The organism is Psychrobacter sp. 1Y11, from assembly GCF_052259045.1.
GTDB lineage: Bacteria > Pseudomonadota > Gammaproteobacteria > Pseudomonadales > Moraxellaceae > Psychrobacter.
This window is the reverse complement of sequence record NZ_JBQQER010000002.1, coordinates 14207-35086: the sequence shown is the minus strand read 5'-3', so window position 1 is coordinate 35086 and position 20880 is coordinate 14207. Positions and strand designations below refer to the sequence as shown.

The window sequence follows — 20880 nt, the reverse complement described above, 5'->3', positions numbered from 1 at the left end:
AAAAATTCCGTTTATAATTTTCTTTAAAATTTATTCTAAACAAGTTATTTTAAAAAGCTCTCTTTTTGCCAAAAACGTGTGAATAAAGCATTTAAGTTTTGACATAAAACAGTAATAGCTTGTGCTCGAGTATAACGCTGTTGATGGCAGCCTAATATCAGCTCATGGACTTGCGCCGCCGCAATATCGACACATAGATTGACTTCAGATTCCAAAAAATCACAGTCAGATAGTGTCAAACCTTCAATGAATATCTGCGTCCACTCTTCTTGAATCTCATTGATTAACTGCCCTAAACCGCTATTTGCCGACAACTGAGTTTCAGTACTAGGACTCAAGCGCAGACGATTCTCATTCAAGCGCTGGAATAAGTTAATATTGATAAAGGCGGCATCAAAGATATGAGTGAGACACTGCTCACAGCGCTGATTGAATTGGGTTTCATTGAGCCAAGCATAATCTTTAATCATGGTTATCCAAGCAGCGCGTATGGGCGAGAGATAATTGTCCTTGAGCTGCGCGCTTAGCTGTTGTTGCAACTCATCTAAACTCGCAAAATGATTATAAAAACTCGGCTGCGCAATTCCCGCGCCTTTAGCGACTTTATTCATACTCATGCCAGCGCTGCCTTCAGTACTATACAGATGCAAGGCACTTTGCATTATCGCTTTACGCGTCTTAGCCTTGGCAAGGTTGCGCGGTGATGCGTCAGTCGCTTCTTCACACCCCTCTTCCTTACCATCTACATCATCAATTATTTGTTTCACTTTCAAAGACTGGCCCTTTATTTATTATCTTCATACCTAACGAATATCTCAACTATAAGATTATAGTCATTTAAGCTGTCTGTCTATTATTTAATTTTTCTGATTATCAGATTGGATGAATAAGCTAGCGGTGGATTAAGTAGGGCTGCCAGAAGGGTGCCATGAAAATTCAAAGAGGGTTGGGCTCTATAAAACGATATTATCTAGCAAAGTAATAAACTGACTTAAAATAGCTAAATCTTATATGTGCCATATCCTATACCTCACTGAGATAATGAGCTATGTAGATGTACGTTTTATTCTAATTTTTGCTTATCCTTACAAAGGTTACATAGCCATAATAAATTTATGGTTTCTATTGTCGTTGAGCAACACTAAAAACACCGTTAATACAGACAGTGCGAGCGATAATTTATATAGTGGAAATCACTAGTTATTGATTAACTGCTCAGCTTAGTAGCAGTACATCAAATGCTAGAGAATATAAATTCATTAATCGGCTATATTATAAAAACAGGTAAGCAGAAGGACTTTTATTTTACCAAATTAGCCGCTAATACAAGGATAATCACTATGAATGAACATACTCTCAAAGGCGAATGGAATCAGATGAAAGGCTCAGTAAAGCAGAAATGGGCGGATTTAACTGATGATGATTTAACTCACATTGAAGGTAGCCGTGATAAATTAGTAGGCCGTGTGCAAGAGCGCTATGGTCATAGCAAAGACGCCGCTGAACGCGAGGTGGACGACTGGCGCCGTGAGAATAATTACTAATAAGTAAATTTACTAATTACAATTAAATCGTTTTTAAGTAAATAATTTAGATTTAAACCGTATTGGCGTAGCCAGTACGGTTTTTGATATGCCAGTGTTAACTTACGAAGATATTTTGACTCTTTGCTAAATACAGTTAGAAAATAATGAATTAAAAACCATAATTCAGATACTATAAGACCGCATAACAATCATTGTTATGCGGTCTTATCGTTAACTATCCTTGTTACCTATCACAACTCATTCCACTGCATCCTTGCAGCACATCGAGTATAGCGTGATAGCAGAGCATCCTGCTCTAAATACAACTAGCTACCAGCATTTCTGCCATCAGCATGGGTCATGTATCCTTACTTCACTAATTCTGGTCATCCTGACTTAAATTACTGAAATATTATCCCTAATTCGGTTAACTCAATCCTTGAGTCACATTCCCTGATGCCGTGTGACTATAATGCCCAAATGTAATTGTCTTGTTAAGAGGCGTTAACGTCAATGCTTGTAAGCATATGCTTACAAGGTAAAATCTAGGTCTAAATAAAGAAAGCGATTTACTTTGTCAGAGCAGCATCTCACCAACGATTCCTACTAAAAATCCTAACGTTGCACCTAGCGGTGTCAGATAGTTTTTAGCGAGTTTACTCTCAGGAATAATATCTTGAATCAGCAGATATAAGATACCGCCACTGGCAAAGGTCATTAGATGAGCGGTTAAATCAGGATGTTTACTCAATAAAAAATGACCTGCTAGCGCCGATAGTATGCCAAAGAAGCTTAATACAAAGAAGATAGCTAAGGTATTTTTGACACTAAAACCGCTTTGTACTAAGTCGCGAAAAGAGTTAAAAGACTCAGGCAAATTTTGTAAGCCGATAAATACTGCTAATAAGGCAGCCATTTGCGGCTCAATAGCGAATACTGCGCCAAGAGCGATTGATTCAGGAATAAAGTCCATCAGCATCGCCAGTAAAGTCGCTTGTCGCCCGCCCGAATTTGCCAAACGATAATCAATAGCCATAAAGACTATCGCGCCTAGTAAGAACGAGCCTATCACACCCCAAACACTAAGCTCCTCCATACCCTTTGGCACTAACACTAGCGCTAATGCCGATAATATAATTCCCGCGCCAAACGACATCAGAGTATGAGTAATCTCGTATTTGATGGGACTATCTTTGACGTGATGATTAAACAAATTGGCCAATAATCCGCCGATAAATACCGTCGCTCCGGCGAAGCCTGAATATAAAATGAGCTTGAATAGCATAACTAATATTTCCTACAATGTCCTATTAGGATTATTCACCTGATGATTAGGCTTGCTCTAAAATAGTTTTAGCGAAAAAAACACTACTTAGCAATACTGTTATAACTAAAAGCTCTCACTAATTACTCAAGCTGTTGCATTGCTTACAACTTGCTGACTTAAAAGACATCTACTAACAGGTTTTGCGACTTACTATGATGATGTAAGAAAATATTTCAAAAATATTTTTCAAGCGATATGAATAAAGTCGCTACTATCAGGTTTAGGAGCTTAAAATATGAAAACACTCTCTACTCTCCCACTTAAAAAACTACTCTCAGCAAGTCTTGTTTTGACGTTGTTTGGCGTGTCGGCTGGTTGTACGGTTGCTAGTCCAGGCTATAATAATCAACCGATATATCAGGGCAATGATGGCTATAAAAACGTTAACTATAATCGCGCTAAACAAGAGCTGCGTAAAGACCTACGCCGTCAAGGCTATCAGTTAATGGATATCAGGCCTGACACTTATCGCGGTAAGCGAGTGATTAAAGCCTATGCAAAAAAGAACAATCAGGCTTATGAGCTTACTTACTCCTATCCTAACTTAAAGCTGCTCAATTCAAATAAAAAACAATGGGATGACGTGTGGCGAGATAAGGATCATAAAAAAGGCAATAAAAAATATAAAAACAATAAGCGCTACGATGATGTCGAAGATAGAATAAAACAAGAAAGTCGCTATTCGGCGGTTAGACAGCGCGCTATTAGAAAGGTAACTGCTATGGGGTACCGTGTTAAGGATATCGAACTCGATGAGAGAAACAATCGCGGCGTATTCGAGATCGAGGCTAAAAAAGGCTCACAAGATTATGAGATTCTGCTCAGCTATCCAAATCTAAATGTCATTAAGATAGAAAAGGATTGATGAGCACGCTGAGCAATAGTAGAGTGATACGCTTTCGCATCGCTGTTATACATACAGTCTTGATGCTGAGGGTCAGATATAAGCGCTTAGCTTTTGTTTGACCCTTTTTTTTATGTCCGTTAAGTCATTTTAATAGCTAAAAATTCAATACTTCAATGACATCATAAGCAGGGGTTTCATAAGGATGCGCTTGTTTTAAGGCTTTAATCACCTCTTCTATCACTGACGTCTTAACCACCATCTCGACGCGCCACTCATCGACTTTTTCAATATTATTTTGACTACCAAGATGCGGATTGCTACCCGCCATTGGCATAAACTGCCCTTGACCTTGTACTTGCCAGCCGCAGTGCTGATAGTTACCGATAGTACCCGCCCCTGCAGCGAATAGCGCGGCTTTAACATCCTCTAACGCTTCATCAGGAATAAAAACGGTAAGTTTATACATGATGCATCCTTATTTTATATCAGCCTATTTTTTTGATAGTGACGGATGATCCGCCCATACATAACGCAATAGCCAGTCTGCCGCCTCCCCTGCGTAATCGATACCGATGCGCGGTCGCAATGACACTGACGGCAAACAACCATCATCTTCGACCCAAACACCAGACTCAGGCGCAATTGGTGCACCGTATAACGCACGGTCAATTTGCAAACGTTTACTTAATTTTCCTGGACCAGCGAACTGCTTGATATAAGAGAGCTGCTTATCAGAACTTAAATTTCGCTCTTCAAGCAAACGCTCGCTATCCTCAGCTAGAAATCCGGCTCGTATCAACACCGACTCTGGAGACTCAGCAGCACCACTGACTAAATTGAGCATCAAATGTACCCCATAAGTCAGATAAACGTAAAACACGCCGCCCTCAACGTACATGATGTCGGCTAGCGAATTGCCTTTTTTGCCTTTGGCTAAGTGCGCGGTAACTGATTCATCTTCATACCCTATATAAGCTTCGGTCTCAGTAATGCGCACGCGTAATGTTTTTTGCACGTTATCCGTGTCGGTTATTCGTCGGCATAACACTTTGCCAATCAAATCCGCTGCGACCACACAAGTCGGCCGAGCAAACCAAGAAGGCTCTAGGATAACTGGGATCGTCTTCGCTTTGGACATGATAAAATTTGATCCGAATTAAATGATAGCTTTTAGTATAAGCAATATAGCCAAGATAACGGTCGCATCTTAAGAACATTTAAGTAAAATTTTGCATAAAAAAACTGAGCGCGCGGCTCAGTTTTGTTATAGAACTGCTATTTACAGTTTAGTCTAAAGGTACCCCAATACGGCGAGCCACTTCTTCGTAGCCTTCAATCACATCGCCTAGAGACTGACGGAAGCGGTCTTTATCGAGCTTCTTCTTAGTGGTTTTGTCCCAGATACGGCAGCCATCGGGTGAGAACTCATCCCCTAAGACGATACGATCATGAAAGACGCCAAATTCTAATTTAAAATCCACTAAGATCAAATCGCCTTGATCAAACAGCGCTTTTAGTACCTCATTAACTTGATAGCTTAAGGCTTTCATCTTGGCAAGTTGCTCGTCGGTTGCCCAGTCCAAAGTGACGGCTAGAGACTCATTCACCATCGGATCGCCTAGCGCGTCGTCTTTATAAAACAGCTCAAAGGTCGGCGGCGTGAGCGCTTGCCCTTCTTCCAAGCCCAAGCGGCGCACTAGACTACCGGCGGCATAGTTACGCACCACACATTCAACGGGCAGCATATCCATGCGTTTGACGAGCACCTCATCGCTAGACAGCTGCTGCTCAAAATGTGTCTCAATGCCAGCTTCGGTTAGCTTTTGCATAATAAAGCTATTAAAGCGGTTATTGACTTCACCCTTACGCGCTAGCTGTTCAATACGCTTGCCATCTAACGCTGAGGTATCATCACGAAAATGCAGAATCAGCAGATCGTTATCTTCAGTCTCATAGACTGATTTGGCTTTACCTTTATATAAAAGTTGTTGTTTTTGCATGATAAGAATCCTGTTCTTGCAAACTTATATAAGACATCTAAAAGAATATTAGCCGGTTCAAAGTATAAAGAATAAGTGCAGCTGCCATACTAACTATAAAACCTAAGCGCTGCTGCACTGAACGATGACAGCCCGGCAAAGGCTTATAGCAACAGCACGCTAAACGTTTGACGCATTTACTATTTTGAACAGACTATTTAGATGCTATTAAAGTAAAAAATGGTCTATTCAGTAGCCGTGGTAGTAGCCACAGTGCGCTGAGGTTTTGGTAATTGATATTGCTTGCCCGCTTCGTTTTCTAAATTCAGCGTATTAACCCCTGCGTTTGGAGTCGGATATAGAGGCACGAATGGCGCTGTTTGTGCATCGGCAGGCAGTTGTAACGGTTTAAGCTTTTGGCTTTGCTGATAGTCCAAGCTACCATTATCACGTTTTCCCACGAACTCTTTTAGAGACTGGCAACCGCTGAGGACTAAAGTGCTCCCTAAAATAACCGCCAGCATAGCAGGAGCGATTTTAGAGATATTCAATTTTGTGATGTTTAATGATGTTTTCATCATATTGTCTCTGTATTGTCTTAAGCGTTGGCGCTCATTGGTGATTATGCTTAGGTGTTGACTAAATTCTAGCATTAAATGTGCGTTTGTACTGATGCTTAGATATTAGCTCGTGCTTAGATATTAGATCAAGTTTGCTTTTACCAAGGCTTTATCGATGGTCGCGTGATGCGACTCCGCTAGCCAAACGAGGGGCAAGCGAATCCCTTTATCTATCATACCCATTTTATGTAGCGCGTATTTGGCAGGGATAGGACTGGACTCAATAAATAAATCACGGTGCAGATGTTCGATGACGTCATGAGCGGCTTTGGCGGCGGTAAAATCACCACGTAAGGCGGCTGCGAAAGTCTCGCTCATCGCTTTTGGTGCGACATTGGCGGTGACTGAAATATTGCCTTTGGCGCCGACTTTCATGAGATCAAGCGCGGTACCGTCATCGCCAGACAAGACTACTAATCTATCGCTAACGGCTTTGATAAGCTGCTCACCGCGCCCAACTGAGCCTGTCGCATCTTTGATAGCGACAATGTTATCAATGTCTGCTAAGCGCTCAACGGTTTCTTGAGCGATATCGACAACGGTACGCCCTGGTACGTTATAGAGCATCTGCGGAATATCAACTGCTTTAGCGATAGTTTTATAATGTTGATATAAACCTTCTTGTGGCGGCTTATTATAGTAAGGCGCCACAAGTAGTGCACAGTCGGCGCCAGCGTCGTAGGCTTCTTGAGTAAGTTTGATAGCCTCATCGGTACTGTTAGCGCCGGTGCCAGCAATCACAGGGATACGACCATCAACGTGCTTGACGAAGAAGCGAATCACCTCGCTATGCTCAGGTACGGATAAGGTGGCCGACTCACCAGTGGTTCCTACCGCTACTAAGCAATGCGTGCCCTGCTCGATTTGCCAATCTATGAGGTCTGCTAGACGTTTATAATCGACCTTACCGTCAGGATGCATAGGCGTGACTAAGGCTACCATTGAGCCTTGTAATTGGGTTTTGATATCGTCGTATGCTGTACTCATAACCATGCCTTACTGTTTTTTTTGCGGTAATATTATCAATTTTATATAAAGGAAACGTTAGCTTTTGAGCGTATTTTTGGTTTATAGCTACTACGAGCTGCACGTATAATTAAATGCCCGATAGTGTAGCATATTTTGCTTGAGCTACTAGCTGTCAATTAGCGGCGGCCCCACTTATGAGTCGCACGCTAGGACAATTTATAGCAGTAACCCGCTTTAATCATTATCTTTTCTGTCTAGGATAGACTCAAGCCATCTACGTAAACTATCGAGAGCAGGCTTAAGACACTATTTATAAGCCAATTCTAGCGTAAACCTTCGAAGATAATAAAGTACCTAACCTTAGGTTTCATCCTGTATTAACGAATCGTCAACACATCGATAGTCGGGCGGTATAAGCGAAACGGTAAGCTGCGAGTACCGATACCGCTACTGACAAATACTTGCGCACTACCATGCTGATATAAGCCGCGTTTACTGAATTTACTGTTAAAAGTGCTAAAGACGGTTTGGCTATTCTCATCAGTAGCTACCGATCGGCGTTGTTCACGGGTTAACGCTTTTGACTTCGCTTTTTTGGCCGCGCCTGCTATCAGTAGCGGCCTTGGCTGCAAGTCATTAGGCAGATCGGTGATACTATCGAAGCGTGAGGCTAAAATAACGACTGGTCGCTGTGCTCTTCTGATCTCTTCGCAAAGCTCAGCTTTATTAGCAGTCACGATAACCTCTTGGCTAAGCTCTTTTTTGCTCAGCTCTGTTCTACTAGGGATTTTGTCATCTAGCAAGCGAGTAGCGTCGTGTTTTTTGACTTTATGGTAACAATCTAAAGGCGCGTCTGTCTCTGTGGCGACTTCCTGCATTTTATTGACCTCAGCGCTGGCCTGTTTGGTAGCCTGATTCGGCAAGTCTTGCCAGCCGCATAGCATAGCTAGACTCGCTTCAGCGCCGACTATTCTTTGCTTTTGATCAAGGGTTGTGTTTTGGGTCGGTAGCGGCCAGCACTGCTGACCTATATAGGTAACGTCCAAGACATCAAAAGCGCTTGCTAAGGTATCTTCTAATAAAGGCTTACCTTGCTTAGTGGTATTCATCGATTGGTAACGTAGATCTGAGATGCTCATAACGGTATAAATGGGCTTATTGACCCCTTTAAATAACATCATCTGCCCTACTAAGTCGGCACCTGGATAATAAAGCCAGTCACCGGTAATCAATACCGCATCCACCGACAACTCATTGATAGTAGTAATCAGCTTACGGATATGTCGAGGCTTGCCGCTATATAGTCCAATACGTAGATCCGCCAGCACCGCTACTGTCAAAGGCTTATCTAGGCTTAAATCAACCGCCTGATGATGCAGGCGCAGACGATTGGGCTGTACCACGACGGTATAAAAGTACAGCGCCATAGCAGCTAGAATAAATAACACAGCTGAAGTCGTTAACCCCATCAGCTTTGGCGTCAAACCATAAGTCCAACCGACTACCGTGAGCACCGCCCAAAACGGCATAGTGTAAGCGGCGTAATACAATATCAATTTTAGCCAAATAGCGAAAAAGCGCTTGGTAGGATTGGCATTAAAGGTTTGTAGCCAAGACCACAGCACTATATACGCTAGCAGTAGTGCCGCCGCCGTCGTCGTCAAAGTGGTGAGTAATGGCTCAGTCATGGTTACCTATCTGTGAAGCGCACTAAAATTATGCGCTCCTTTTATAAAATCGGTCATTATAAAAGGCTATAACGGTGATAAACAAGCCCTATTCTATACGCAGACCGATAATAGCGGGAATGCCTTGACGCACAACCTCGATAGTCACTACGCCTTGCTTAGGTAGTGAGGAGATAGCGCTAGTAAAGTCAGTCACAGTCTTAATCGGTTTTTGGTGCAGATTAGTGACGATGTCACCAGCCATAATGCCAGATCTTGCGGCTAAGCCAGTAGGATCAACGGCTGTCACTAAGACACCAACCTGACTTTCTGAGGCAAACTGTGCTTGCTCATCGGTGGTCAAGTCGCGTAGACGTAGGCCTAGCTGTACCTCATTGTTCTGCTTATCGCGGCTCTGCGCTTGCACATCACCCGGCGCACGGCTGAGCTTGCCGGTCAACATCAAGCGCTTACCCTCACGCTGGATTTGAACTTGAAAAGAATCATCTGGACGCGCGCGGTTCAGTAAGTTCAGTAAATCATCGGCGCGTATAATCTGCACCTCATTATACTGCAATATAATATCACCAGTTTTGAGTCCGGCTCTTTGCGCTGGCGAGTCTGGCGAGACTCGGGTCAATAAGGCACCTTGTGGCCGCGATAACTTATAAACTTCTGCTAAGTTGCGATCGATATCCTGCGGATAGATGCCTAAATAAGCACGAGTCACCTCGCCATTGGTTTTGAGCTGCTCATAGATATCCATTGCCGCATTCATTGGGATAGAGAACGATAGTCCCATGTAGCCGCCAGTACCACTAAAGATACGCGAGTTGATACCGATGACCTCTCCGCGTTGATTGAAGAGCGGGCCACCGGAGTTTCCAGGGTTGAGTGCTACATCCGTCTGAATAAACGGTACGCTAGTCTCCCGCGAAAAGCTACGCGACTTGGCACTAACGATACCCGCTGAAGCAGAGTAGTCAAACCCAAAGGGCGAGCCTATTGCGAGTACAGGCTCACCCACTTTTAACAGATTGGAATCGCCAATACTCAAAGCAGGAAACTGACTGCCCTTCACCTTTAGCACCGCAACATCTGAGCGCTCATCACTACCCACTAACACCGCATCTAACTCAGTGCGATCATTGAGAGTCACAGTAATCTTATCGGCCCCCTCAACGACGTGATGATTGGTCAGCATATAACCATCAGTAGTGACAAAAAACCCGGTACCATAGGCGTTTTCGATAGCGGGTGTGGGCGGCCGGTCTGGGAGACGCACGCGATCACCAAAGAACTGACGTAGCAGCTCTGCGGTTTGCGCTTGGGCCAGCTCCTCATCGCTGATATTGGTCGTCACGTTGACCCGAGCTACCCCTGGTGTCACTTGCTGTACTAAATCTGAGAAGTCCGTACTAGCGACCGCGGCTTGGGCAGGAGTAACCATCAAGGGACTCAAAGTAGCAGCGCCGACCCCTATCGCTACGGCTAGTAAGCTGCGCTGCCACCAATATTTGAGGTTATAATCGGCCATTTGCCCCTGCATATTCTTCCCCTTATGCTAACTTTATATTATTATTTGCGGTTTTTATGCTCAATATCAACTTATTGGCATGAAAACTCCTATTAGTATGAGGTAATTTTAACGTTAATAACAGTGTCGTCTGAGTGTCGTCTGAGTATTGTCTGTCAGTCTCTTGCTGAGTCATTATTCTAGTTGTCTAAGCCATAAGTACTTTTATGACTAAAGAATGACCGTCAGCTTGGTAGCGTGCTGATACAACTGAAATAAAATCATGCTATTATGATAAACCGAATACTATCTACGGCAAACAAAAGTCAGCTATCATCCTTTGATATTTGCTATGACCGTCATGAAGTGGTCAGGCTAAAATTTAACTTTAAAATAAAACCTCATTAGCGCTTTATAGCATTATTAAACCGACGCTAATCTGTGATATGTGACAGGTTTATAAAAAGGATTAATTTATGGATACCGCCCTATTACTATCTGGCGTAGTTGGCGTCGGCATCGCCGCCCAATGGCTAGCTTGGTACTTAAAGCAACCGTCCATTTTGTTTTTATTATTAATTGGCATTATCGTTGGACCTATCCTTGGTATTTTCGATCCTGATTTGGTACTAGGCGAGCTGATGTTCCCCTTTATCTCTTTGGGGGTGGCCATCATTCTATTTGAAGGCTCTTTGACCTTAGAGTTTGATGAAATCAAACAGCATGGCACGGTCGTACAGATGCTAGTGTCGGTAGGTGTGGTTATTACTATCGCCATCGTTGCGCTCTCAACCTATTTACTATTCGATGTCGATCCGCTGATCGCTTTACTCTTCGGTGCGCTCGTTTGTGTGACTGGGCCGACAGTGATCATGCCACTATTACGTAGCGTTCGTCCCAATAAGACCATCTCCAATATTCTAAAGTGGGAAGGCATCATTATCGACCCTATTGGCGCCATCGCCGTAGTCTTGGTCTATGAATACATCATCTCAGGTGGACAAGCCAACAGCATTCTCTTATTTGCCAAAATTGTCGTATTGGCTACCGCTTTGGGCTTAGTCGGTGCTTGGGTATTGGCCTTCTTAATGCGCCGCCATATGATACCTGAGTTTTTGCGCAACGTCTTTACGTTAGCTTTTGTATTGGTGCTTTTTTCGATCTCCAACCATCTAGAGCATGAGTCTGGACTGTTGACGGTGACTGTCTTAGGTGTGGCATTAGCCAACTGGCCAAAATTCCCGCGCGACAACATACTAGAGTTCAACGAGTCGCTGACGGTACTGCTGATATCTGTGCTCTTTATTATCCTTGCCGCTCGTGTCGAGCTCTCCAGTCTGCTCAGTGTCGGTTTTGCAGGCTTAGTATTACTAGCGATTGTGATGCTAGTCGCGCGGCCGCTTTCGGTTTGGGCTTCCTCTATTGGCTCCAACCTAAAGACTAATGAGAAGCTGATGATCAGTTGGATTGGTCCGCGCGGTATCGTAGCCGCCGCTATCTCCTCCTTATTTGCCATTCGATTACAAGAGTATGATATTCAAGGCGTTGAGCTATTAGTGCCATTAGTCTTTATGGTGATCATCGGTACGGTAATGATTCAAGGTTTAGGGGCCAAATTCGTCGGTAATTTATTAGGCGTGCGTGAGCCTGAGACCAACGGTATCTTGATTGTCGGTTCTAACCCCATTGCGCTGTTAGTAGCGACATCTCTAAAAGAACAAGGCTTTGATGTCATCGTCGCCCATAACAACTATACTAATATTGCCAAAGCGCGTATGAGCGGGCTGCGAACTTATTTTGGCAATCCCATCTCAGATCATGCCGATCATCATCTCGATCTCATCGGTATCGGTCGTCTGTTCGCTATGAGTATGGATAAAGAGATGAACACCTTATCTGAGATTCATTATCGTCATGAATTCGGTGAGCGTAAGCTGTATCGTCTCAAATTCAGCGAAGAAAAAGTCAAAAGCGAGCGCGATGACAAACAATCGAACTTCAGCTCGCAGTGGCTATTTGGCAAGGATGTGACTTATACCAAGCTGGCGAGCATGATCTCCAAAAAAGCCAAGATTAAGATCACTAATATCACTGATAGTTATAATTATGAGCAGTATAAGGCCGATAACAAGCAATTTGTACCGCTCTATACTATCGATAAAGAAGGTAAGCTGCACGTCATCACTGATAAATTCGATGGTAATGTCCCACGTGATCGTAAGCTTATCGCCTTAGTGGTTGATGATGGCATCAAGCCAAAACCAGTGGACGTCACGGCCAAGCAAGAACAAGCTCGCGCCGCAGCCGATGCAGACTTTGAGGCCAGCTATAAAGCGCCTGAAAAACGTAAAGAAAAAGAGTTAGTAGAAGATGCTGCTACTGATAGTGCAACAGAAGCGAACACGGCTGATGTTAAAGAAGGTGGCGTTGACAACGCCAGCGCTAACGGTTCTGGTAATAATGAGCAAAGCGCCGCTTCCCAAGTCGACGACAATAAAGCCTCTAAGGCGGACCCTATCTCTGATAAAAGCACTGTAAAACCGACTACCTTAGCTGCAGAAGACACAGTGGCTAAAGGCGTAAAGGCGAATAACGCCCAAGCCGCGACCAAGACTAACACTGGTACTAACGTCAGCGGACGAGCGCCAAAGACGAAAACGGGAGCGCTCGACCCCAATCGTCTGCCTGGCAGTAATGATAGCAGTAGTAATAATAGCACTGATAAATAGCGAGTCTTAACACTGTTATTCGCTGAAAGCTAGCACAAATAAAAACGCCAACTCCTTGATCTGAGTTGGCGTTTTTATTGAGTCATTGCTTTAGAAAAGCCCTGACAAAAGCGATTAGTTTAAATCAAAGCGAGCTTGCACAGTTTGCCAAACACGCATACCGACTTCATCGCTGCGACCGCTAGCATCGATACGCTCAATCCGCTCAGGATACTGCGCGGCAAGCGTACTAAACCCATGATGAACGCGGGTGAAAAATTCCGTGGCTTGCTGTTCAAAGCGATCAGCCGCGCTACGTTTGCCGGCGCGGGCCATGCCTTCTAACACAGGCAAATCCAGCCATAACGTCAGCTCAGGTAGAGGCGCGATAAACAGCGCGATAAGACTATCAATTTTTGCTAAAACTCGCTTATCGCCATCGGCGCGGCCATAGCCTTGATAAGCAATGGTCGAGTCCGTAAAGCGATCACAAATCACCCAAGCGCCGCGCTGCAAGGCTGGCAAGATTACTCGCTGCAAATGATCCGCGCGCGCGGCGAATAATAGCAGTAGCTCGGTATCGTCGTTGATATCGGTCGCCGGATCTAGCAAGATCTCGCGTAGACGCTCGGCAAAAGGGCTACCGCCTGGCTCACGGGTACGTATGTAGTCGATACCAGCGGCCTGCAAGCGCTGGCATAAGCCATCAATAGCTGTGGTCTTACCAACGCCTTCTGTACCTTCAAAACTAATAAACCGACCTACTGTTGTTGTCACATTATTCCTTAAATCATACTAAGCCAATTTGTCTACTTATTTGAGCTTGATTGAGAGTGGTTTTTACTCACCAGGTGGGGTTTGTGATTTTTTCTCACGCATTGCCTTGAGATACTCTTGCACCGCTTTATTGTGTTCGCTCAAGCTATTGGTAAATTTGTGCCCGCCCGTACCCGTCGCTACAAAATACAGTGCCTCGCTATCAGCAGGATGCAAAGTCGCTTCGATAGAGGCAGGCGACGGCAAGGAGATTGGCGTTGGCGGTAAACCGTCGATTTGATAGGTGTTATAACCGGTCTTCTCATCGATATCTTTACGGCGAATATTGCCATCGTAGCGGCTACCCATACCATAGATAATCGTTGGATCGGTTTGCAGGCGCATGCTTTGTTTTAAACGATTATTGAACACCGCTGATACCAGCGGGCGCTCATCGGCTACGCTGGTTTCTTTCTCAATAATAGAGGCCATAATCAGCGCTTGATAAGGGCTGTCATAAGGCAGATCTGGCGCGCGATTCTCCCATGCTTCAGTTAGAGCCTGCTGCTGACGCTTGTACAAATCGGTCAAGACTTGGGTGTCGGTTGCGCCTTCCCCGTAATAATAAGTATCTGGGGTAAACCAGCCTTCAAGATTGTAGTTGACGATAGGATCATCGCTCGTCGTCACCGACTCTGGCAGTATCCCAGCCAAGTCCAGCGCTTTGGCGATACTGGCATTATCTGCACCCTCGACTAGCACTTCTTTGACGATACCTTCATTGTCACGCAAGTTCTGATACAGATCGCTTGCCGTCTTGCCTTCGATGACTTGTACTTTGACCATCGCCACTTTTGCGCCTTGACCAAATATATGCAAGGCTTCTGCAATCGTTGGGTTCTCAGGCAGCGGATAGATACCCGCGTGTAGCGGCGCATCGACTTGCGACTTGATGTAGAGCTTGGCAATACTAGCCGAGAACAGCGGGATTTGTTGTTGCCACTGCGGTAGCAGGCCATAATAAGTATCGCCCTGCTCAATAGTAACTTTTTGGGCAGGCTGAGTGATACGGCCAAATAACGTTTGATACACCATCACTAGCAAAAAAGCGGCAATTAGCCCAAGCACTAACAAAATCTGATAGCCGCGCTGCATAAAAAACGATGGATTGTCTTTTTTGTAGCGCCGCGGTTTACTGCCGCCACTAATTAGGGAGACGTCTGTCGCTGGCGCTTTGTCTAGATCATCAGTAGCGTCACGCTCAGAGGTTGACTCTACTCGTGACGAGTCGACTATCTCAGGGTTTGACTGAGTCGAATCAGTAGAAGCGCTGTCATTAGGCTTGTTATCAGGGTTTTCAGGGGTCGGCGTGCTCATGGCAACTCAAAGGGCAGAAGTTTGCTAGAATTTAGCACTGAACCGTGTGCTTTTCAATGGTATTTGCTTGTTACTTATACTTTTAGCTTTCTTTTACTTGAGTAAATATCCATTCAACCCAACTTTTAACTGTAAGACACCTTCTCTTAAAAGTATCAGTTTCTGAATTTAAGTTTTGAATTTTACATGCTTCTACAATACTCTGAACATCTTCAATTGATAAAATGCCAGCATTCTTTATATAAAAATCTAATACTTTAGCAAATGGTTTGGAAGAAAGAATAAGTTCAGCAAATTTGATTTGCTTCGTAGTTAATGGCAACTGTATTACCTCCAGTCCTAGCTTAGTAAGACTTACATACCCGTTATCTATAGATACTAAGCCTAGATACTTTGCAGCATTAGCATAATAATCAGCTTGTCTACCTGCAAAATCGTAAATTTCGGCTATTTCTTTCTTATGAAGTACATTTCCACTATTCTCATCACTATCTTCACTCAAACTACTAGAGTACCTTTTAGCTAATTCTTCGCATAAATTGACGACCTTATTGAAGTCATCTGCTTGAGGAAAAGGAGCTTCCTGACTGTCCAGCTTAGGTAAATTTTTATTTAATAATTCTTTTAAATACTCTACTGTTAATTCCTTAGTTATTATTGAGTAACGACTTGAATTGAGTAATTTAATTGACATAGGATTGTGAATGTCCTCAAACATATACTCTCTAATATAAAAGATACCATTGGAATATGTAAGATAGATGTTCCTAATCTCTTTAGTTGTAATTCTATCGAGCCAAGTTCTGTAAGGATAATATAACTGTCTAACTACAAAATCTCTAGACAAAGTATTTTTGGCTTCTACTAAATAAACGCTATCATGGCTTTCATAACCAGCATCAATTTCTATCTGAGATCCTCTCACTTCAAAATCAAAAAGCTTATTCGACTCCTGAATTTGAAAGTCAAAGTCTCCCGAACCCATCCGACCACTTATCGTACTATGTAGCTGTTCTGATCCTGTAAAACTACTTAAAATTGAACATAGATTTGCACAATATATTGCTGTTGGTTCAGTTTTGATTAGGTTGGGATCTATAGTTTCAATAAACGATGGAAACTGCTTTTCTTGAATTCTATCCGTTCTTTTAGGAGTGTCGTAATCTTCAAAGTTATGGAATATATCAAATTTCCCAACTTTGTAGCTCCCTCTGCTAATTGGCAAGATTGCCAACTTATTTTCTTTAAAAATTCTCGGCAAGTCTTCTCTAGAATCAAACTTGGTCATAAGTCTAGCTTCTCTAACCTTATTAATCCTTTTTGAGTCAATAATGAATTCACCTTCTGCTTCTATTCTACTAATGAGTTGGTCTTCTTCAAAAAGCTTTTCCCAAGCTATATCATTCTTACCTTCAGACTTACTCATAGTTATAATTCCTTATTAAAAATTCTGTTACTTCACCTCGTTTACTTCCTACAGAATTGATATGACGACTAGCTCCCACTTCAATTATTTCAAAGCCTTGATATAAATCTTTTATGAAATCAGTTGCAGAATTCGATAGAAGAAATTTGATCCCTTTTTTATCTAACTTGATACAAGCGTCTCTAAGTCTTATCTGTTCATCGTTACCAAAGCCACCCTGGACATAACCTGTAAAATTTGAACTTTTAGAAATTGGATCATACGGAGGATCAAAGTAAACAAAAGACCCTTTACGTGCTCCCTTAATAGCCTCTTCAAAATCTCCACTAAGAAATTTTATATTGTCATTATTTAAGTAAGTACTGACTGCTTTTAATACTGTATCGTTGATAATATTTGGATTTTTATAGCGTCCAAAAGGTGTATTAAACTCACCTGAGCTGTTCACCCTATAAAGGCCATTAAAACAAGTTTTGTTAAGGTATATAACGCGAGAAGCACGCTCTACCTTTGATAATTCATCAAAACCTTCTTGTCTATCTAACCCTCTAATTTGATAAAAATAATCTGATTCATTTTCGTGAGTAGCTAAATGCTCAATTAATGAATCAACGTCATCCCTAATAGTCTCATAAACATTAATAAGTTCAGAATTGAAGTCATTGATGACTGCCTTCTTTGGTTGTGTATGCAGGAATACAGCACCTCCACCAACAAACGGCTCATAGTAAGTTGAGATACGACTAGGTAATAGAGGCTCAATCTCAGTCATGAGCTGACGCTTTCCACCAACCCATTTTAAGAAAGGCATTACTAACTTATTCTTCGCCACTTTCGACCTCTTTTATAAATAAATTATCATTAAATAGTTCAGACAAACTAACTTCAAACTTTTCTGCAAATATTTGAATATTTTTTAAAGCAGGATTGCGTTCTCCTCGCTCAATCATGCCAATGTAATTGCGGTGGAACCCTGTCAATTTAGCCAACTGTTCTTGATTGAGAGACTTTTCTTTGCGTAGATTACGAATACGCTGACCAAATTTAATTAAAACTGGTTCTTTCATTGCTTTATTCTCAGTAATTAGTTAACCTAATACACACAATAAGTGTTATTACATTCAGTTTGTAATCTGAATTTTGAATAAGGACTATGCCATGATAACCATCGAGAACTTTACGATCAATATTAATACTGACTCATTAGCATCTAATGAATCTCCGGATATACTAAGCCCATTAGTAGTGAGAGATGAGTTAGTAAGTTTGCTTCGGATTATAAGCGAAGATAAAAGGTTTATTGGTCAAACGGTTGTTATTCCAGACGATTGCGGGCAGTATGGGTTTACACAAGGTGAATTTAACTTACCAAAACTCCTCTACTTTTTAGCAGATATGCTGGAATAACTATGGAAGGTCACACATTTTTTCAAAGCGAGCAGAAGGATTTCAGTCTCTTAAAAGGGGACTGCTTAAGACTAATTCCTCAAATAGAAAAAGAGATAGATATGGTCTTTGCTGACCCACCTTACTTCTTATCTAACGTGGTCTTACTGTAAAAAATGGTAGAATTCAATCTGTTAACAAAGGAAAGTGGGATAAGTTAACTAGTGATGAAGATGCTTATTCATTTACCTATGAATGGTTGACCGCTGTACGCGAAAGAATGGCTGATAATGCTACTATTTGGATTAGTGGCACACACCACAATATATTTACCTTAGGACAATTACTACCTGAGCTTGGTTTTAAAATCCTAAATGTCATAACATGGGAAAAAACCAACCCACCTCCCAACTTTTCTTGTCGATTTTTCACGCATTCTACTGAGTTTGTAATTTGGGCACGCAAATACCCAAAAATTCCTCATTATTTCGATTATGAATTAATGAAGAAACTAAATGATGATAAACAAATGAAAGATGTATGGCGCTTGCCTGCTGTTGCAAAATGGGAAAAGTCTTGCGGAAAACATCCCACTCAAAAACCTTTAGCACTGTTGGCACAAATCATCTTAGCCTCTACTAAAAAAGACGATATTATTCTTGATCCTTTTGCTGGCTCTTCTACCACAGGTATTGCTAGTAACGTGCTAGGTAGAAATTTTATTGGGATAGATAGAGAAAATGAGTATTTACAACTCGGTCAAAAACGATATGAGGATTTACAAAATGAAGGTAGAAAAGAGTTTTTTAGACAGCACTTTTATCGTTTGCTCAATAAAGAAAAAGTAGATGAAGCAAGTTAAAATAAAGACAACTCAACCACCTCGCCCGACAGCAAAGTAAGCTTCGATACGGGCATGACCCCGCGTACTGCATTACAAAAGAACATTTGGCTGAGTTTAGGCAAATCCTCATCGGTTAATGATCTAATAATCACCGGATTGTCGGTGCCAGCTAAGCTATCGATGATAACTTGACGCATGACCCCTTTGACACCCGACTGCGTCATAGATGGTGTGTACCATTGACCGTGCGTTAGATAGTTTTTGTCGCTATTTTCAATATGATCTAGATGATTACCGTTTTTAGCGTTAGATGCGACTAGCTGATAGAAGACATTGCTCATCACACCCTCGACCCACTGCCCGCTCATATCGCGCACTAGCCCTTCATTAATGACAGCCATCTTAGCTGACAAGTTTGTAGCTTTAGCTTTAAGCCGATAGAGCTCGCCACTGGCTAGCACATTATCAAGACGGTTTAGAGATTTTAGTCCGGCCAAAGTAGGCGGCAGCACAGAGATTTGCGAGGTAAGACAAATGGCGCGACTCGGCGCTTGCTGAATAACAGGAGCGCCATTTGACAACAGTAAGGTATCGTGAGAGCTAGCCGCTTCATGAGTGGTGCTTTGTGCCTCACTAGGCATAAGCTTGAGCCAAATCTCGCAAGCATGTCCGTCTGCCTCCGCGGCAAAGCCATAACCGCGCAGCGACTGGCTCGCGCGAGTGACGATGACCTTCATCATCCCTTGCTGGAGCTGCTGAGCATAACCCTTTAAATTCGCTATTAAGTCGGGCTTAGGGATATCGAGCTGCAGCGCAAGTGCATGACTCTTTAATCGCTGCCAATGATAGTCCGCCCACAGTATCTCACCATCAAGCACTGCCATAGTGGTGAAAAAACCATCGCCATAGGCCAGACCGCGATTGTCTAATGGCAGCCCAGCGGATAACAAGTTGTCTGACCGCTCAGCTCTCGACGATATGCTTAGCTCAGCACTGTTTGGCTTCGGGCGTATAGCGTACCAGCCGCCCTGTAGGCTATGATTACAAGTGTTATGAGCATTGTCAGCATTGTGAGCCTTGTCACTATCGTCGATACTCACCGCCTAGCCTGCACTCGCTTGTGCCTTTGACTTATTGAAGATAATCATACAGCTATAGAACTCACATTTGGCAAGCTCAACGGTTTGACCGCCCGCGGCTTTATTTTTGACGATTTGACCATTGAGCATATCAGCGAGCACTCGGCCGCCCTCATCCCCCATCAGCTGACGGGCTAATGTATAGGCTTTTTGAGCGTGCGCCTTACTGAGTTCTTTTTCTTTGTCAGTATCAGTAGGATTGGCATAATACCAGCCCAGCTCTAGATATTTCTGTGAGTCGATAACATCTAGATATGGCGCATCGGTCTGCATAAAGCGGTATTTGGTCGCCGGATTACTAGCGTAATCGAGGCTGTTTTTGTCGGTAGTGACGACTTTACCAAAGGTCGCTTGAATATTATCTAACTCATCGATACTGACCGGCTCGACCGCTGTGCTGCCCCAACTCGACATATCGTAGCTGACGGGGGTTCCTTGATTAGCAACTGCGCCATCGAGATCGGCGGCATCCGTTGAGTTGCTAGCAGCTTCGGTGGCGGCCTCCTCAGTGGCTGTCGACACCTCGGCTTCGCTCTCCGCGCCTTGGTTTGAGTCATTACAAGCGCTCAAAGAGACGCCCGCTATCATTAGCATACTGACCATCAAAGGTTGAAGGCTTTTTTTCTGCATGGGCAATTTACTCATTTTATCTAAAATATTGAATGTAGAGTCGTCAGACCGAATTGATATAAATAGGGTTTTAACAAAACTTTAATGCTGATAGTTTACCCAACTGTTTTAGCCTTGACCAGCCTTTACCTTACTGATAACAATACGAGCGAGTACAGATTTG

General features: G+C 43.0%; 21 protein-coding genes. 5 read left to right on the top strand and 16 right to left on the bottom strand.

Annotated elements, in window-relative coordinates; translation table 11 throughout:
* Positions 1–44 precede the first annotated feature (44 nt).
* On the bottom strand, positions 45–767 hold the full coding sequence (locus ACTXGJ_RS01745; protein WP_443564902.1) for a TetR/AcrR family transcriptional regulator: 723 nt from the start codon (positions 765–767) through the stop codon (positions 45–47).
* Positions 768–1340: 573 nt separating this feature from the next.
* Between ACTXGJ_RS01745 and ACTXGJ_RS01740 the strand changes: the two genes are divergently transcribed.
* Positions 1341–1544 carry a CsbD family protein gene (locus ACTXGJ_RS01740; RefSeq protein ID WP_443564901.1) on the top strand — a complete coding sequence of 68 codons (204 nt, stop codon included), beginning with the start codon at positions 1341–1343 and terminating at the stop codon, positions 1542–1544.
* 559 nt (positions 1545–2103) lie between these two features.
* Here the strand turns inward: ACTXGJ_RS01740 and ACTXGJ_RS01735 are convergent.
* Positions 2104–2811 carry a ZIP family metal transporter gene (locus tag ACTXGJ_RS01735; RefSeq protein ID WP_439240410.1) on the bottom strand — a complete coding sequence of 236 codons (708 nt, stop codon included), beginning with the start codon at positions 2809–2811 and terminating at the stop codon, positions 2104–2106.
* A gap of 277 nt (positions 2812–3088) precedes the next feature.
* Between ACTXGJ_RS01735 and ACTXGJ_RS01730 the strand changes: the two genes are divergently transcribed.
* Positions 3089–3718: a hypothetical protein gene (locus tag ACTXGJ_RS01730; protein ID WP_439240412.1), complete on the top strand. Its 630-nt coding sequence runs from the start codon at positions 3089–3091 to the stop codon at positions 3716–3718.
* A gap of 136 nt (positions 3719–3854) precedes the next feature.
* Here the strand turns inward: ACTXGJ_RS01730 and cutA are convergent, their stop codons facing one another.
* The 7 genes from cutA to ACTXGJ_RS01695 all read right to left on the bottom strand — a co-directional run bounded on the left by cutA (position 3855) and on the right by ACTXGJ_RS01695 (position 10484).
* Positions 3855–4166: a divalent cation tolerance protein CutA gene (cutA, locus tag ACTXGJ_RS01725; protein WP_439240414.1), complete on the bottom strand. Its 312-nt coding sequence runs from the start codon at positions 4164–4166 to the stop codon at positions 3855–3857.
* Between the two features lie 24 nt (positions 4167–4190).
* Complete coding sequence (locus ACTXGJ_RS01720; RefSeq protein ID WP_443564900.1) at positions 4191–4838, bottom strand: DNA-3-methyladenine glycosylase; 648 nt, start codon at positions 4836–4838, stop codon at positions 4191–4193.
* A 148-nt stretch (positions 4839–4986) separates the two neighbouring features.
* The gene (purC, locus tag ACTXGJ_RS01715; RefSeq protein WP_443564899.1) at positions 4987–5700 is read right to left on the bottom strand and encodes a phosphoribosylaminoimidazolesuccinocarboxamide synthase; all 714 of its coding nucleotides are present in this window, start codon (positions 5698–5700) and stop codon (positions 4987–4989) included.
* A 224-nt stretch (positions 5701–5924) separates the two neighbouring features.
* On the bottom strand, positions 5925–6260 hold the full coding sequence (locus ACTXGJ_RS01710) for a hypothetical protein (protein WP_443564898.1): 336 nt from the start codon (positions 6258–6260) through the stop codon (positions 5925–5927).
* A 120-nt stretch (positions 6261–6380) separates the two neighbouring features.
* A complete protein-coding gene (gene dapA / locus ACTXGJ_RS01705) occupies positions 6381–7286 on the bottom strand; it encodes a 4-hydroxy-tetrahydrodipicolinate synthase (RefSeq protein WP_443564897.1) in 906 nt (301 codons plus the stop codon).
* 359 nt (positions 7287–7645) lie between these two features.
* A complete protein-coding gene (locus ACTXGJ_RS01700) occupies positions 7646–8956 on the bottom strand; it encodes a hypothetical protein (protein WP_443564896.1) in 1311 nt (436 codons plus the stop codon).
* Between the two features lie 88 nt (positions 8957–9044).
* Complete coding sequence (locus ACTXGJ_RS01695; protein WP_439240426.1) at positions 9045–10484, bottom strand: Do family serine endopeptidase; 1440 nt, start codon at positions 10482–10484, stop codon at positions 9045–9047.
* A 443-nt stretch (positions 10485–10927) separates the two neighbouring features.
* Here ACTXGJ_RS01695 and ACTXGJ_RS01690 point away from each other — a divergent pair, with 443 nt between their 5' ends.
* A complete protein-coding gene (locus tag ACTXGJ_RS01690; RefSeq protein WP_439240428.1) occupies positions 10928–13180 on the top strand; it encodes a cation:proton antiporter in 2253 nt (750 codons plus the stop codon).
* Positions 13181–13294: 114 nt separating this feature from the next.
* Here the strand turns inward: ACTXGJ_RS01690 and tmk are convergent, their stop codons facing one another.
* From tmk to ACTXGJ_RS01665, 5 genes are all read right to left on the bottom strand, one after another.
* Positions 13295–13936 carry a dTMP kinase gene (gene tmk, locus ACTXGJ_RS01685; protein ID WP_443564895.1) on the bottom strand — a complete coding sequence of 214 codons (642 nt, stop codon included), beginning with the start codon at positions 13934–13936 and terminating at the stop codon, positions 13295–13297.
* A gap of 63 nt (positions 13937–13999) precedes the next feature.
* Entirely contained in the window at positions 14000–15292 is a 1293-nt protein-coding gene (mltG, locus tag ACTXGJ_RS01680) for an endolytic transglycosylase MltG (protein WP_443564894.1), read from the bottom strand.
* 82 nt (positions 15293–15374) lie between these two features.
* Positions 15375–16718: a type II restriction enzyme gene (locus tag ACTXGJ_RS01675; protein ID WP_443564893.1), complete on the bottom strand. Its 1344-nt coding sequence runs from the start codon at positions 16716–16718 to the stop codon at positions 15375–15377.
* Positions 16711–17550 carry a DNA adenine methylase gene (locus ACTXGJ_RS01670; RefSeq protein ID WP_443564892.1) on the bottom strand — a complete coding sequence of 280 codons (840 nt, stop codon included), beginning with the start codon at positions 17548–17550 and terminating at the stop codon, positions 16711–16713. Before ACTXGJ_RS01670 ends, ACTXGJ_RS01675 begins: the two co-directional genes overlap by 8 nt.
* A complete protein-coding gene (locus ACTXGJ_RS01665; protein ID WP_443564891.1) occupies positions 17537–17785 on the bottom strand; it encodes a helix-turn-helix domain-containing protein in 249 nt (82 codons plus the stop codon). The genes ACTXGJ_RS01670 and ACTXGJ_RS01665 overlap by 14 nt, the downstream gene beginning before the upstream one ends.
* Before the next feature lie 91 nt (positions 17786–17876).
* On the opposite strand from ACTXGJ_RS01665, the gene ACTXGJ_RS01660 reads away from it, so the two are divergent.
* Both ACTXGJ_RS01660 and ACTXGJ_RS01655 read left to right on the top strand, forming a co-directional pair.
* Positions 17877–18125: a hypothetical protein gene (locus tag ACTXGJ_RS01660; protein WP_443564890.1), complete on the top strand. Its 249-nt coding sequence runs from the start codon at positions 17877–17879 to the stop codon at positions 18123–18125.
* 238 nt (positions 18126–18363) lie between these two features.
* Positions 18364–18966: a DNA-methyltransferase gene (locus tag ACTXGJ_RS01655; protein ID WP_443564889.1), complete on the top strand. Its 603-nt coding sequence runs from the start codon at positions 18364–18366 to the stop codon at positions 18964–18966.
* On the opposite strand, the gene ACTXGJ_RS01650 is transcribed toward ACTXGJ_RS01655, so the two are convergent.
* Together ACTXGJ_RS01650 and ACTXGJ_RS01645 are read right to left on the bottom strand one after the other, a co-directional pair.
* Positions 18963–20048, bottom strand: coding sequence for an aminotransferase class IV (locus ACTXGJ_RS01650; protein WP_443564888.1), 1086 nt, complete (start codon positions 20046–20048; stop codon positions 18963–18965). The genes ACTXGJ_RS01655 and ACTXGJ_RS01650 overlap by 4 nt on opposite strands.
* A 3-nt stretch (positions 20049–20051) precedes the next feature.
* Positions 20052–20732, bottom strand: a complete 681-nt coding sequence (locus ACTXGJ_RS01645) for a hypothetical protein (RefSeq protein WP_439298838.1) — start codon at positions 20730–20732, stop codon at positions 20052–20054.
* Between the last annotated feature and the right edge of the window lie 148 nt (positions 20733–20880).

What these genes read in the sequence shown, in the direction of transcription:
- ACTXGJ_RS01660 (WP_443564890.1), top strand. Translation starts at nt 17,877, where the DNA reads ATGATAACCATCGAGAACTTTACGATCAATATTAATACTGACTCATTA.
- ACTXGJ_RS01665 (WP_443564891.1), bottom strand. Translation starts at nt 17,785, where the DNA reads ATGAAAGAACCAGTTTTAATTAAATTTGGTCAGCGTATTCGTAATCTA.
- dapA (WP_443564897.1), bottom strand. Translation starts at nt 7,286, where the DNA reads ATGAGTACAGCATACGACGATATCAAAACCCAATTACAAGGCTCAATG.
- ACTXGJ_RS01720 (WP_443564900.1), bottom strand. Translation starts at nt 4,838, where the DNA reads ATGTCCAAAGCGAAGACGATCCCAGTTATCCTAGAGCCTTCTTGGTTT.
- cutA (WP_439240414.1), bottom strand. Translation starts at nt 4,166, where the DNA reads ATGTATAAACTTACCGTTTTTATTCCTGATGAAGCGTTAGAGGATGTT.
- ACTXGJ_RS01690 (WP_439240428.1), top strand. Translation starts at nt 10,928, where the DNA reads ATGGATACCGCCCTATTACTATCTGGCGTAGTTGGCGTCGGCATCGCC.
- mltG (WP_443564894.1), bottom strand. Translation starts at nt 15,292, where the DNA reads ATGAGCACGCCGACCCCTGAAAACCCTGATAACAAGCCTAATGACAGC.
- ACTXGJ_RS01740 (WP_443564901.1), top strand. Translation starts at nt 1,341, where the DNA reads ATGAATGAACATACTCTCAAAGGCGAATGGAATCAGATGAAAGGCTCA.
- ACTXGJ_RS01710 (WP_443564898.1), bottom strand. Translation starts at nt 6,260, where the DNA reads ATGATGAAAACATCATTAAACATCACAAAATTGAATATCTCTAAAATC.
- ACTXGJ_RS01730 (WP_439240412.1), top strand. Translation starts at nt 3,089, where the DNA reads ATGAAAACACTCTCTACTCTCCCACTTAAAAAACTACTCTCAGCAAGT.
- ACTXGJ_RS01735 (WP_439240410.1), bottom strand. Translation starts at nt 2,811, where the DNA reads ATGCTATTCAAGCTCATTTTATATTCAGGCTTCGCCGGAGCGACGGTA.
- ACTXGJ_RS01700 (WP_443564896.1), bottom strand. Translation starts at nt 8,956, where the DNA reads ATGACTGAGCCATTACTCACCACTTTGACGACGACGGCGGCGGCACTA.
- ACTXGJ_RS01675 (WP_443564893.1), bottom strand. Translation starts at nt 16,718, where the DNA reads ATGAGTAAGTCTGAAGGTAAGAATGATATAGCTTGGGAAAAGCTTTTT.
- ACTXGJ_RS01645 (WP_439298838.1), bottom strand. Translation starts at nt 20,732, where the DNA reads ATGAGTAAATTGCCCATGCAGAAAAAAAGCCTTCAACCTTTGATGGTC.
- purC (WP_443564899.1), bottom strand. Translation starts at nt 5,700, where the DNA reads ATGCAAAAACAACAACTTTTATATAAAGGTAAAGCCAAATCAGTCTAT.
- ACTXGJ_RS01695 (WP_439240426.1), bottom strand. Translation starts at nt 10,484, where the DNA reads ATGCAGGGGCAAATGGCCGATTATAACCTCAAATATTGGTGGCAGCGC.